The organism is Alcanivorax nanhaiticus, from assembly GCF_000756665.1.
Lineage (GTDB): Bacteria > Pseudomonadota > Gammaproteobacteria > Pseudomonadales > Alcanivoracaceae > Alcanivorax > Alcanivorax nanhaiticus.
On record NZ_ARXV01000004.1, the window covers coordinates 91,124 to 104,382 of the forward strand.

Here is a 13,259-nt window from a genome sequence, read left to right on the forward strand (position 1 = left end):
CATTGCAACATCCCAGGAATATCATGAGCCGAAGCGCTACAAGCTGACCGTCGTTTAGATCCAACACTTTCCTGATAAGGAAAGGCCTGCGTCAATCCGCTTCGTGATGAAAAAAAACCGCCGGGCTCAAGCCCGGGACTTCTGCAAAGGGAAATAATCAGGGCAGACGATACAGTACCTTCAGCCCGCTACTAACCTGATTTCCCGGCAGGTAGCCCACCAGCTCCGGATTGTTTTCCAGCATGACCTGCATGGCACGATCACCGGAAACCATACGGGGTGGAGCCCCTCTCCCGGTAAAGATCATCCGTGCCCAGTAACTTTTCATTTGTGCGGGAGTTTTCCCCACCGCCGCCAGATAGAACTCCTTGCGGGTGGAGCTATCTTCCGGCAGGTCCAGCGCTTTCACGCTATTGCCGGCAATACGTCCGGAACCCTGCAGATACAGTTGCCTCAACTGATTTTCACTCAGACTGGTGATGGGGGACCCTTTCGCTACAACCACCACCACGTCAGCCAGTACCTGCAATGGCAGGATAAAGATCAGGGCAGCAATCCACTGATAAATAATTTTTTTCATCATTTTCTCCCCCCTTAAAATACAACATCGACCGCAATGCGGTAGACAGTGGGGTGATCGTCCTCCAATGGTCCTGCAGCCGGACTTGAGCTGAACATCCCGTTCACGTTGCTGCCAGTACGATCATACTTTTCATTACTCATGTCATAGAAGCGCTGAGCCTCGAATTTCAAATCGATACCCGAGGCGACTTCGTAACGCAGGCCATAGGTCCAGCTCTTGCCACGAATCATGTTACTCAGAGCCAAGCCATCATCCGCCAGACTGGCATTGGTCAACACCGAGGAAATATCGCCTGAGTTGGTCGCCCCCCAAGTCACATGGGGCATCCATTTACCAAAGCGATAACCTGTACTCACATAGCCACCCCAGCGGTAGGGAAACCATGCTTTCGGGTCCAGATCCGAGCGTTCGGCCATCAGCATGAAACTTCCGTTATCATAGGTGAAACCGACGCTGGTACCAGAAATACTGGCATCATCAATAGATGCAGTTGCAAAGACGGGGGTCGGAAAACCCAGCGCTGCATCTACCGGGGAAAGATCAGCAGTCAGCTTCGCATGGCTATAACTGAGATAGGTGCTCAGGTCCCCCCAGCGAGAACGCAGGTTAACGCCAGCATAATCACGCCCCTTGTAGATCACCGTTGCAGGCAAGGTGTTATCCGGTACGTCCAGGCTGCCATAGAACGCGCTTAACTCATGGCTCAATGTGCCGGTGTTGAAGCGCCAGGTGAGATCCATTCCGTCCATGGTATCGAACGGCACAATGTCGTATACCTCGCTTGGCAGGGCCGCCCAATGATAAGCGTAGCCCACATTCAGGTACTGAGAATGCATGGAGTTTGGCAGCATCAGGCGACCACCACGCCAAGTCACCGAGGGCAGCAGCTTATAATCAATATAGGCCCACTGCACTTCTGCATCATAATTATCACGACCACGAGCCAGCAGCTGCACTACCGCGCTGGTCTTGTCGTTGATCTCTGCGTTGAACTGAATACCCGCCCGAGACAGTTCCCGGTGGGAAACCTCATCCGTAACCCGCTCAAGGTAGGTAAACCGCTGACCTGCATCAGGGTTGGAGCCAGGATTTGGCACCGGGACCGGTGAACCCTGCTTCTGGTGTACATCATGGCGAGTCAGGCCATAGGTCATAAAGCCGTTGATAGAAACGCGATCGGTCCAGTCCGTTGTCGAAGAGAAAGACTCCTGTCTTTGTGACTCCAGCCTGGATAACCTTTGCTCCAGATCCTCCAGCGAAGCCGTATCGCTGGCATTCGCCACCCCAGATACTGCCAGAGCCCCAAGCAACCCGTAACGTAATTCCATGATTCCCCCTGTCTTCTTGTTATCAAGGTGCAGCGCTTTTTCTTGTCGCGGCGCTGCCGCCTCATTTAAACCTTTACCATCCGGCTCGCCGGCCGCATCGGGTGCGTGAGTCCACTAATGCGATACAGCAGCCCCCTGTTTACGTCTCATCACCGACCTATTCTTGATGTACCCGGACAATATCGAAGCCCTCAACGGGTAAATGCACATGCACCACCGCATCACCTGAATTGTGATGAGCCAAAACAACACGGGTTGCATCGAGATAACGCAACTCACCACTACAAGGAACCTGACCGTAATCGCTCGGCGTCACCGTCACCGCACTGCCCAGCAAGGTTGACGCCGCCGGACTCTCAGGCAAACTTGCCGGAACGCTCTGACGGGCAATGGTCAGGGCAGCCTCGGGGCTCAACGATGCGCTGCTGCCATGGCCAAACGCCTTCACTCGATCCATCCACGCCAGTACCGCAGAAAATTCATCAAGCAATTTTGACTCGGCCACCTCACGAAGGAACCAAAGCGAATGGTAGGCACTGAAGTCTGCAATACAGGGCTGCTCGCCGAATAACCAGGCTTGCGCCTGTAAACGTTTTTCCAGATCGACCAGATGCAACCGGGTTGTGTCGCGGGCTTGTCGTAGCGTCATCCGAGGCACATTCGAGGTACGGCCGATATGGATGCGATCCTTGAAGAAACGGAACAACTGCCCCAGAGACATGGCCCGGAACAGTTTGATATTTACCCGCAGCCCCACCGAAGACATCATCACCGCCAGGAAAAGCTCAAGGTCCGTCTTTGCAACAAACGCCCTCACCTCCTCATCCACACCTTCCAGAGACAGTTCAGGCTTGCCGGCAAGACGAGCAATCTCGCGGGTGATGGTTCGGGTATCACAGAACACATCTGCACCGATCTGGGCCACAGGAATTTTGCGGTAACCACCTGCCAGAGGCACCAACATGGGACGCGGAGGCATTTCCTCCGTGGTCACCGACTGCCAGGACAATCCGGCATACCCCAACATGACCCGCACCTTCTCGGAAAAGGGGGACAAGGCATAGTGATGGAGAATCAATTCGGACATGAGCGCTCTCACTGGGAAACAAGTGCCAGCGTGCGTCGCACCTTCATTATCGTCAATGTCACAAAACGATCAAAAATGATCCTTTCGTTCATTCTCGGCTGTTTTTCATCGCTTCAAGCTATTCCAGCCTATGTGTTCACTCACTGCCTTGATATCCGTAGCCTTCTTCCCCCTACCCTCTGTGATAAGGCGGAGAAAGTCCGCAAGGATGAAAAACAGGCCGGCAGTTAAAAGTGTACATGTGTGCATTTTTATATTGCAGGCCGACAAAATACCCGCTAGATTGTGAACACTTATTCACCAACAGGGGTGCGTGACCATGACCGATCACGACTCACAAAAGCCACAACAACACAGCTCGGCCTGGCAACCACTGACCGATTTCGCCAGCCAGCGCCAACAGGACAGCGGCCTGAAAGCCTGGCTGGCCGTGATTAATGGCTCCATCAAGGCCATTGAAAACGCAGCATGGCAAGGCCGGGACCTGGCAGATCAGGCTTTCCGTGCCTGCCAGGCCATTGGCCGTGGGGCCAATGCGGTGAACGAGGAAATGCAGCTGCTGGCCGATGAAGCTCGCCGCTGGCCTGCACGACTCAAGCGACTGAGCGTGACCGGCTGGATGCTGACCAAGATTCTGACCAGCTATCGGTTGTGGAATACCCGCTCGGCTTTTCTGCCTGCCAGCATGCGCGAAAAGGCGCTATATGCATTGCATGAGCGCAATGCCCAGCGCTTTCTGGACACCTCCCAGAAACAGGGCGGCGCTTTCCTGAAAATCGGCCAGCTGCTGTCCAGCCGCCCCGATCTGCTGCCGCAACCCTGGGTCGATGCCCTGGCGATCCTTCAGGATCAAGTCAGTCCGATCAGCTTTGAGGAAGTCCGTGCCGTCATCGAAAACGACTTCGGGCAACCACTGGAACAGCTGTTTACCAAATTCGACCCCGAACCACTGGCCGCAGCCAGTATTGGTCAGGTGCACCGCGCTCGTTTACCCGATGGCACTGAAGTGGCCGTCAAAGTGCAACGCCCGGGGCTGGAGGAACTGGTAGAACTGGACATGGCCATCCTCAAAGTCTTTGTGGATGCAGTCAAAAGTGCCCTGCCACCCATGGATACCGACACCATTGTGCGTGAGATTCAGAGAACCGTTCGCGAAGAACTGGATTATGAACGAGAAGCCCGCATTCTGGAGAGTATCGGCAATCAGCTGAACACTGTGGAAGGCGTTACCACACCCGCTCTGGTGCCCTCGTTGAGCACCCGCCATGTGTTAACGACTGCCTTCATCAGCGGACGCAAACTGACCGTAGTGCTCGATGAACTGGCGCAGGACAACCCCGCAGCACTGGGACTGATTCTGCATCGTTTGCTGGATGCCTGGTTCAGCCAGGTATTGCATGGCGGACATTTCCACGCCGATCCGCACCCTGGCAACATCATGGTGTCCGATCAGGGCGAGCTGGTACTGCTGGATTTCGGATGCAGCCAGGCGATCAGTCGTGAAGCCCGCCATGGTTACTTCCGTGTACTGCAGGCCTGCGTGATCAACGAACCGGCTGTGATCGCCGAAACACTGGATACCCTCGGTTTCCGCACCCGTAGTGGACGGCCCGACACCCTGTTGGCTTTTGTGTCTGCTGTGCTGGATCAAGTCAGGGAAGCCATTATTAACCCGGATCAACAGGAAGGCTGGCCAACAGCCGAAGCCATGATGCAGCAAGTGGCTGATCTGCTGGGCCAGCTGGAACAGGATCCCGTAGAAAGCATGCCGGACGATTTCATCATGCTGGCAAGGGTTTTCGGCACTCTTGGCGGACTCTTTTTGCACTACCAACCCAATATCGATATCGCTGGCTTGATGCTGGGCTATCTCACTCGCCCCATCGATCCTCAGCAGCAGGTAGCGGCATAAGACCTCCTGAGCATCCATCACCAGCAGAAAAAAATGGCCAGCATTTGCTGGCCATTTTCGACAGGGTCAAGGCAACCTTAGTAGCACTTTCAACCCAGGCTGCAGGTCATCCTCTTTGAGGTAACCCAGCGCTTGAGGATTGGCTTTCAGTGTTCTCGCCATTTCCTTGGGAGTTCTTACTTGCTTGGGAGGAGAACCTCTGCCAGTGAAGATCATCCTCGCCCAGTAAGATTTCAGTTGAGACTCGCTCTTCCCCGCCACGCTGTTATAGAAGGATTGACGCACTGCACTGCCTTCCGGCATATCCAGCAACGTCACTTTGGCATTGCCTACGCTACCCGCATTACCCATGTACAGCTGACGAACCTCTGATTTACTCAATGATGTCAGCCCCGAGGTATCGGAAGCTACTATGAGGGTTTGTGCTGAAGCCAGCCCACAACTACACAGCACCGCGGCAAAAACAATCGCTTTTTTCATCATCACACGGCCCCCTTAAAAAACGCTTTCGACCGAAAAGCGATAAATGAAATTGTCGCCATCTTCAGGCTGCCCACACCCAAGCGCGCCCCCTTGCTGAAAACAATCGCTGTCGTACAAGCCCCTGGAGGGGTACTCGCTATCGCCAAAATCATAATTACTGGTTAGCTCCGCTTTCAGGGCAACCCCCGGCGAAAGGTCATAGCGAGTGGTGAAAGTCCAACTTTTCTGACTGTAGGCAAAGGAATCAAACATCGGGATAGCCACTGGGTTGCTGGTATCCACTTCGTCAAAATCACTGTGATCGATAGTGGCCCATGTGACCTGAGGCGTGAATTTCCCGATACGGTAACCTACCGAAACATAGGCGGACTCGACTCTGGGGAACCAGTGATTCGGCGTGGAAAGATCCAGACGCCCCATTTCCCCCATGGCGAACAGCGATCCGTTGTCGTATTGCAAACCTACGCCTGTAAAATAGGCATAGTGCTCATCCATATTGAGTGCCGCAAAACCTGGAGTGAAAGCCGGATCAGGAGACAAGGGAGAGAGATCCACACTGACTCGGCTATTGGTAAAACTGTACCATGTCGTCCAGTTGCCCACGTTCGAGCGAATGTTGGCCCCGTACTGATCCCTTACTTCAAATAGCAGGCCATTGGAGGGCACATCCATACCACCCCAGAATACATTGAGGCTGTTGGACACCGGGCCGGTGGCAAAGTCCCAGGTAAGGTCGACCCCTTCATGGGTATCAAGGGGGATCACCGAATACATTTCTTCTGGTAACGCGACCCAGTTATAGGCATAGCCCACTTGGGTGTACTGAGAATGCAGGTAGAATGGCAACACCAAACGCCCCGCTCGAGTCTTCAACCCGGGCGAGAGCTCATAAGAAACATAAGCCCACTGGACACCGGCATCAAAATCTTCATCTGCCCTTCCCAATAACTGAACCACCGCCTCGGTCTTGTCGTTAATCTCACCGGTAAACTGAATCCCTGCCCGTGTCAGGCTATTCATATTCCACTCGTCACTTTTCACATTTTCCGAGAAAACGAGCCGTTCACCAGAAGCCGAACGGGAGCCAGACGCCCGCTCCATAGCAAAAGTCAGGAAACCATTAATTTTGACCCTCTCCTCCAGACTCTCGTCCCCAGCAGACTGCTGTTCGAGAGTTGCAAGGCGTTTCTCTGCTTCCGAAAGCCGCTCTTCGAGAGTTATCTCCGCTAGCGCTGTTGCAGACATGGCGGACAACACAATCCCCGCCGTAACCTTGCCTAAAGCATCCATATGTACTCCATTACTTTCATTATTATTTGATTCACCCCGATGCCCCAGCCGCGGGGTAAAAGTCTTCAAAGCAAGTCACTCTCATTGGCACACCAGACGTCACACACGGACATCATGTCGAAACGATCTGAAAACCATCAGAGCGCATACCGAGAGTGCCCACTCCAGTTTTGCTCCATGGATATCAGATGCTTTCAGATGCACAGTGCGGCGCGTCGTTGATGGATGCCTTTCCCCCAAGGCAACGGTGCCAGCCCGGTCTTCATGTCAATGAGAGTTATTACCATCCTCGGGGAGCCATTATTTTTTTAGTGAAGGAACAGAAGGCTCATCCCAAAGACTCCTGAAACTTTGCAGAAAGTGAAGCGCGTATGCAGCTCCACTCATCCCCCCTCACAAGCCTTTGGTCTCCACATGCTGCTCACCCATCCTTTTTGTGTACTATCGTTCAATAAAGAAACACCAAAGCGACAGCACAATCAAAAAAATGCGCCAGCCCCCCCTGCAACAGCGGCCTTTTTTCGTTCCACCATCACACTACCCCCTCACACTCAAGCGAGAACAGTCATTCACCTCATCAGCCTGGACACACTCCTTTTCTTCATCCCACCCCACCGGAAGCATCATTGAAAAATCACGCCAGTGCAGCAAACACACACGACAAATAACCACCCAAATAACCACAATAAAACCTTCCCTTCGGTATGGTCGTTTTCACATCTCGCACAGACCGTCTGTCATCACTCCCTCTGTAGTCGCGCCTCCCGTACACGGCACATCCATGAAGAATGCTGTCAGCATGCCCCCTTTTGTCGCGTAACCCCTTTCAGATAAGCCATGTTTTCGTGCGGCTACAACCGGTACACAAAGCGCCAACAAGCCTGACAATTCTGCAACAGCCGCCCCCAGCCCAAAAAAGGTACAAACGTACCAATAAAAAACCGGTCGCAACCACATATCCAACAACGACATTGCGGCCACCTAATATCTCGCTGCATCACCAAGGGGTCAGTTATGTCGATGAAAAAGACGCTGCCACTGGCGGTCTTTACCGCTTTTGCCACTTTGTTGTCAGCCTGCGGGGGCGACAGCAGCAGCACGGCACCCGCGCCAGAACCCAACGGGCCAAGCACGTCTTCGCAGCCTCCCGCAGCCCCACCACCCACGCCCAACACCCCGCCTCAAGCACCGCAGAGTCGGGATCGCTACAGTTTTGCCAATGGTTGTTACACCCTTTCCAGTGAGGGATTGTTTCTGCAAAACACCGCAGGCGAGGCAGGATTTCAGCTTACCGACAATGTCTCTGAGGCCAGCGCGTTCTATATGAAACCCACAGCACTTGGCAGTTATCTGCTGGTGGCAGACTACCAACGGGACCCCGGTAGCGCTGGCGTCATTGAATTGCTGGGGATCAGCGATCCTGCCGGTGAGTTCCTTGATCAAGGGGGTAATTTCGTTGGAGAGGTCAGCTATCTGGTCTCTGGCCTCGGCGATACGCTTAATCTGGTACTTGATCCCATTGCCCCTCTGGGAGGTTTGCTGCGTGAGCTGGGCGAGAGTCTTGATGGGCTCGGCGGCAATCTCGGCGACATCAACGTCCAACCCTCACTGGGAAAAGTCACCAAGGCCAGTGATCTGGCGGTATGGAATCTCAACCCCAGTGACGATGAGCGCTTTACCCTGACCTCTCAAGTGACAGGCCTTCTGCTAACAGCGAACGACGACGGCCTGACACTCACGTCCCCCAGTCTGGAAAGCGACAATAACCGCTTCACCCTGACTCCGGCGGCACAATGCGCCAGTTATCCGGAAGCCATGCTCAGCGCCCAGGTGAATGAACAAGGCCCGGCCATCTACCTGAAAGAGGTGCAACGTTTCCGCAATGTGCCTGGGCTGGATAACGACGACATTTTTGGCTACGTGGATGCACATAGCCACATTTCCGCCTACGAATTCATCGGCGGTCGCATCAACTACGGCGATCCGTTCCACAAGTTTGGTGTGGATCACGCACTGCATGACTGTGCTGAGAACCATGGGCCGGAAGGGCTCACCGGTCTGATCGAACAAGTCACCAGTACACCCGGCCCTCATGCCACTCGTGGCTGGCCGGACTTCCCTTATTGGCCACGCAACAACTCACTGCAGCACCACCAGAGTTACTACAAATGGATCGAACGGGCTCATCTCTCCGGCCTCAAGATTCTGGTCAATCACCTGGTTCACAACGAAATCCTCTGTCAGATCAATCCGCAAAAACAGAATGACTGCGACACCATGGCGGCTATCGAGATGCAGGCCGAACAGATGCACCGCATGCAGGATTACATCGATGCGCAAAGCGGCGGCCCCGGTGAGGGCTGGTTCCGCATTGTCACTGACCCGTCCCAGGCCCGCGATGTCATTGCTGACGGCAAGATGGCCGTGATCCTCGGTGTAGAAGCCTCCAAGGCACTCAACTGTGGTGAGTTCCTGGATGTAGCGGAGTGCAATCGGGAAGAGATCGTGGAGCGCCTGGATCGTCTTTATGCCATGGATGTTCGTAGCCTGTTTCCAGTACACAAGTTTGATAATGCGTTCGGCGGACACTTGCCGGATCTCTCTGATGGCATCGGCATCGGGGCTGTGTTGTATGGCGGCAACCTGCTGGAAACGGGTCATACCGTCGAGTTTGAAGAGTGCCCAGAGCATGATCACGGTGATACCAGCGGTCCGCTTGCGGACACCCTGCAACCGTTTGGTATTTTCGACCAGCTGCTGTTCCAGATCGATTACGTAGGCGAACGTTTCCCCGCCACCCCGGAAGAACTGGCCGAGTACGACCCACGTCGTGGCACAGATCACCTGTGTAACACTCGCGGACTCACTGATCTCGGTTTCTTCCTCATCCAGGAACTCACCAAACGCGGCATGATGATCGAAACCGACCATATCAGCCGCAAGGCCGCCAGCCAGATTCTCGCCCTTACCGGCGAGCGCGGTTATCCCGTGATCAATAGTCACGGCGGCTGGGGCGGCACAGAGGATCTACGTGATCAGGTCGCCGCCCAAGGTGGAATCTCCGCCTCCTTTGGCAGCGTGCGCGGAGACTGGGTGGATCAACTTACCCGCGATGGTAATCGTCCCCGTGCCGATGAATTCAAGGTCGGCCCGTTCGGTGGTGCCCCTTTCGCCTCCGACGTGAATGGCATTGCCAATCTGGCCAGCAACCCCGGCACCCCCGAACAGGAAGCCTCGCTTTATCCATTCACTTCAGTGGATGGCCGTGTGGTGTTCGACAAGCAACTTACTGGCGACCACGCCTTCAGCCTTTACGAAGGCCGGGGAGTGGCCCACTACGGCCTCTACCCGGACCAGATTGCCGACATGATCGCCAACAGCGAACGCCCGGAGGAACAGGTGAACGATGCAGTTAACCAGCTCTTCACCTCGGCAGAAGCCTACATACGGATGTGGGAACGACTGGAAGCGGCAGTGCAATGATCGCCGCGCACAACAGCAAGAAAAAACGCATTCAGGGGAACATCATGAGTATTGAACTTGCCCGCCCTTTCGTTCTGGCCTTACTGGCCGGGGCTCTGGCACTCACAGGCTGCGGCGGGGATAGCGGCAGCAGCAGCAATGACAACAGCAACACTCCCACTGCCAATAGCGGTAGCGGTAGCGGTGGCGACACCGGCACCCCACCCCTCACCGGTGAAGGACGAACGTTTATCGTCAGCCCCGGAGACAGCGCTACGCAGGACATGGTTGATGCCATGATCCAGCTACGCCCGGGAGACACACTGCAGTTCGAATGCGGTTATTTCAATCTCGACCAGGGTCTGCTGATTCAGGCCACCGAGGATGTACTGATCAAAGGTTGTGGCAAGGACAAAACAGTGCTGTCGTTCAAGGACAGCGTCAATGTCACCGGCCTGGAAGCACTGAACATCCGCGGTATCACCGTGGAAGACCTGACCATTCTCGACTCCCCCGGTGACGCATTCAAACTGAAGGGCGTCAAGTGGGGCACCCTGCGCAATGTACGCGCCATCTGGTCTGGTGGCGGTGGCCAGATCACGGAGGACAACTATGCCGACCGGCTGAACGTGGCCTGTACCAAGCCGCCATTCAACGAGGGCGATCCTGCCCCGGACTATGTGCCCAGCTCCGCCAGCGGCCGCTATGGCATCTACCCGGTGGAATCGGAAAACATCCTGGTGGAAGGCAGCGAGTCTGTTGGTGCCTCTGACGCGGGTATTTATGTGGGCCAGACCAACACCGCCATCATTCGGGACAGCCGCGCGGTGTATAACGTGATGGGTTTTGAAATCGAAAACGTGCAAGGCGGTGAGTACGACAACAACGTGGCCGAATGCAATACCGGCGGCTTCCTGATCTACGATCTGGAAAACATCACCCAGTACGGCGACACCTCGGTGATGATCAACAACCTGGCCCGCAACAACAACACCTACAATTTCGCTCACAGCGGTCTGGTCTCTGCCGTACCGAGAGGTACCGGCTTTATCACTCTCGGTTATGACAACATCGAAGTGGTCAACAACGTCTTCGAAGACCACAGTACCGCAGCAGTGATTTACACCAGTTACGAGCTGATTGATGGCAAGGATAAAACGGCAGACAAAAAACTCGATCCCTACACTGAAGGGCTGCACATCCATAACAACGTGATGAAAAACTCCGGTTACGATCTTCCCCCGCCAGATCTGGAAAAAGTCGCTAACGGCGAAGTTGAAAGCGTTCTCCCTACTCTCATCGGACTGAAGAACCTGCCCATCATCAACGATCCCACCCAGCTGCTCGGCAGCCTCGACAACATCCTCAACCTGGGCAAGGGCGCGCACATTGTCTGGGATGGTTTGCGCGATGATCTGGATGCGGACTGCCCCTACCCAAAAGACAGCAGTGGCAACCCGGTTCCCATGGACAGCAATGGCAAACCGCTCCATACCAATGAGCATCCGAATCCTGTCTGTCACTACAACGCCTACAAGTTCGATGACAAAGGTGCACGCATTCAGCCCAAGTGGGGTTCCTGTTTCCATGACAACGAATTGGCTGACGATAGTGAGCCCTATCTGAACTTCCACGGCACGGATGGACTGGAACTGGTATTGGCGCTGGCCGAACAGGACACCTCGATCCTTTCACCCGGGGGGCTACTGGATGCGCTGGAGGGATTGCTCAACATGCCTTCAGACACCAACCTGAGCGACCATGATTGCCAGTCCCGGTTTGGCAATGTGCTGGCACCCCTGCCTCGTGTAGAGATTCCCCCTTTCGAGCGCAGCGGGGATTTCGACCCGGCACCGGACCCTGAAGTGGTCGAGCAACTGTGTAATACCGAAGTGGCCAGCGGTGAGATCAACCGCGCGGCGTTGGCGGTAAATTGCCCACGGCTGGATCAATACAATCTGTTCGCGACCGCTGACGATCCACGCAGCCTCCCCAATGAGGGTGGCGTACCCTATGTGCTGAACAGCAAACTATTCTCTGATTATGCCACCAAGTACCGAGTGGTTTTTGTCCCCCCCGGCACCAAGGCGGTTTACCGTGATGGCCAGGAGGGCAACAACCCCAATGGCGCTATTCACTTTCCAACGGGTACCGTCATTGCCAAGACCTTTGCCTTCACCAACGAAAGCGAAGGCAGCGAGCAATTAGTGGAAACCCGTCTGCTGATCAAACGCACCAGCAGCAGCGGCAAGCCTTTCTGGGAAGGCCTGCCGTATATCTGGGCGGAAGAGAACGGCGAACGGGTGGCGCGTCTGGCCATGGGTGGCGGTAGTGCCGCTGTGGAGTGGCACTACCGGGATAGCGACTCAGGCACCCTGTTGACCGGCAGCACCAATGGCTACTCGGTGCCCAATGCCAATCAGTGCATCACCTGCCACGGCAATGATGATCAGCCTGCCGGCAGCGCCCCTATCGGCCCCAAACCTCGCAACCTGAATCGTCCCTACAAGGCCGAGTCCTCGTTTATGGGAACCACCGGACAAGCCGGCTTCCCGGCCATCAACCAGCTACAGTACTGGACCGATGTGGGTATCCTTAGCGGCACCCCGGAACTTACCCTCAACAACGGCATCGCCACCAATATTGAACGTATTCCGCACTGGAATGTGCCTGGCGATAGCGGCGCAACTGCCAACTCATCAGCCGATGTGGAAAGTCGGGTACGGGCCTATCTGGAAGTGAACTGTCAGCACTGTCACAACGACAAGGGTGCAGCCTCCAATACCGGCTACTATCTGGATCATTTCCGTGATGTGGATGCCAGCTACGGCGTATGCAAGAAGCCCACCGCCACCGGTGGTGGCTCCTGCGGCCGCCAACATGTACTGGTGCCAGGCAGCGCCAACAGTTCCATCGTTTCCTGCCGTGTTGCAGCGGAAAATGACCCACAAAAAATGATGCCACCCATCGCGCGTAGTGTGGCTCATAGCGAGGCCAGCGCGCTGCTGGATCAATGGATCAACACCGTAGTGGACAGCAGTTATACCAACGCCGAGGCTTGCGGCAACTAAGGAGCCTCGAAATAACTCCTAAAGCCAGAGCCGGTCCTGAATT

Annotated in this window: 9 protein-coding genes; 4 read left to right on the top strand and 5 right to left on the bottom strand. The window is 55.1% G+C overall.

From position 1 onward, the window contains the following. Window positions 1-157: 157 nt before the first annotated feature. The 3 genes from Y5S_RS06305 to Y5S_RS06315 all read right to left on the bottom strand — a co-directional run bounded on the left by Y5S_RS06305 (window position 158) and on the right by Y5S_RS06315 (window position 2,998). Window positions 158-580, bottom strand: a complete 423-nt coding sequence (locus Y5S_RS06305) for a hypothetical protein (protein WP_035231817.1) — start codon at window positions 578-580, stop codon at window positions 158-160. 14 nt (window positions 581-594) lie between these two features. Continuing rightward, complete coding sequence (locus Y5S_RS06310; RefSeq protein WP_052041440.1) at window positions 595-1,911, bottom strand: hypothetical protein; 1,317 nt, start codon at window positions 1,909-1,911, stop codon at window positions 595-597. A gap of 157 nt (window positions 1,912-2,068) precedes the next feature. Next, on the bottom strand, window positions 2,069-2,998 hold the full coding sequence (locus Y5S_RS06315) for a glutathione S-transferase family protein (protein WP_035231374.1): 930 nt from the start codon (window positions 2,996-2,998) through the stop codon (window positions 2,069-2,071). Between Y5S_RS06315 and Y5S_RS19665 the strand changes: the two genes are divergently transcribed. Further along, a complete protein-coding gene (locus Y5S_RS19665; protein ID WP_156107612.1) occupies window positions 2,978-3,229 on the top strand; it encodes a hypothetical protein in 252 nt (83 codons plus the stop codon). The two genes, Y5S_RS06315 and Y5S_RS19665, sit on opposite strands and share 21 nt — an antisense overlap. Window positions 3,230-3,317: 88 nt before the next feature. After that, window positions 3,318-4,910 (top strand): ABC1 kinase family protein, encoded by a 1,593-nt coding sequence (locus Y5S_RS06320; protein WP_035231376.1) that lies wholly within the window; start codon window positions 3,318-3,320, stop codon window positions 4,908-4,910. A 66-nt stretch (window positions 4,911-4,976) separates the two neighbouring features. Here Y5S_RS06320 and Y5S_RS06325 read toward each other — a convergent pair whose 3' ends face one another. After that, window positions 4,977-5,396 carry a type 2 periplasmic-binding domain-containing protein gene (locus Y5S_RS06325; protein WP_197055111.1) on the bottom strand — a complete coding sequence of 140 codons (420 nt, stop codon included), beginning with the start codon at window positions 5,394-5,396 and terminating at the stop codon, window positions 4,977-4,979. Window positions 5,397-5,405: 9 nt separating this feature from the next. Continuing rightward, entirely contained in the window at window positions 5,406-6,752 is a 1,347-nt protein-coding gene (locus Y5S_RS06330) for a porin (RefSeq protein WP_156107614.1), read from the bottom strand. Between the two features lie 945 nt (window positions 6,753-7,697). Here Y5S_RS06330 and Y5S_RS06335 point away from each other — a divergent pair. Both Y5S_RS06335 and Y5S_RS06340 read left to right on the top strand, forming a co-directional pair. Then, complete coding sequence (locus tag Y5S_RS06335) at window positions 7,698-10,166, top strand: amidohydrolase family protein (protein ID WP_156107616.1); 2,469 nt, start codon at window positions 7,698-7,700, stop codon at window positions 10,164-10,166. A 44-nt stretch (window positions 10,167-10,210) separates the two neighbouring features. Beyond that, window positions 10,211-13,216 (top strand): parallel beta-helix domain-containing protein, encoded by a 3,006-nt coding sequence (locus tag Y5S_RS06340; RefSeq protein ID WP_035231826.1) that lies wholly within the window; start codon window positions 10,211-10,213, stop codon window positions 13,214-13,216. Window positions 13,217-13,259: the final 43 nt, after the last annotated feature.

Coding starts and splice junctions, on each gene's coding strand:
- Y5S_RS06340 (WP_035231826.1), top strand. CDS start 10,211: ATGAGTATTGAACTTGCCCGCCCTTTCGTTCTGGCCTTACTGGCCGGG.
- Y5S_RS06335 (WP_156107616.1), top strand. CDS start 7,698: ATGTCGATGAAAAAGACGCTGCCACTGGCGGTCTTTACCGCTTTTGCC.
- Y5S_RS06315 (WP_035231374.1), bottom strand. CDS start 2,998: ATGTCCGAATTGATTCTCCATCACTATGCCTTGTCCCCCTTTTCCGAG.
- Y5S_RS06305 (WP_035231817.1), bottom strand. CDS start 580: ATGAAAAAAATTATTTATCAGTGGATTGCTGCCCTGATCTTTATCCTG.
- Y5S_RS06310 (WP_052041440.1), bottom strand. CDS start 1,911: ATGGAATTACGTTACGGGTTGCTTGGGGCTCTGGCAGTATCTGGGGTG.
- Y5S_RS19665 (WP_156107612.1), top strand. CDS start 2,978: ATGGAGAATCAATTCGGACATGAGCGCTCTCACTGGGAAACAAGTGCC.
- Y5S_RS06320 (WP_035231376.1), top strand. CDS start 3,318: ATGACCGATCACGACTCACAAAAGCCACAACAACACAGCTCGGCCTGG.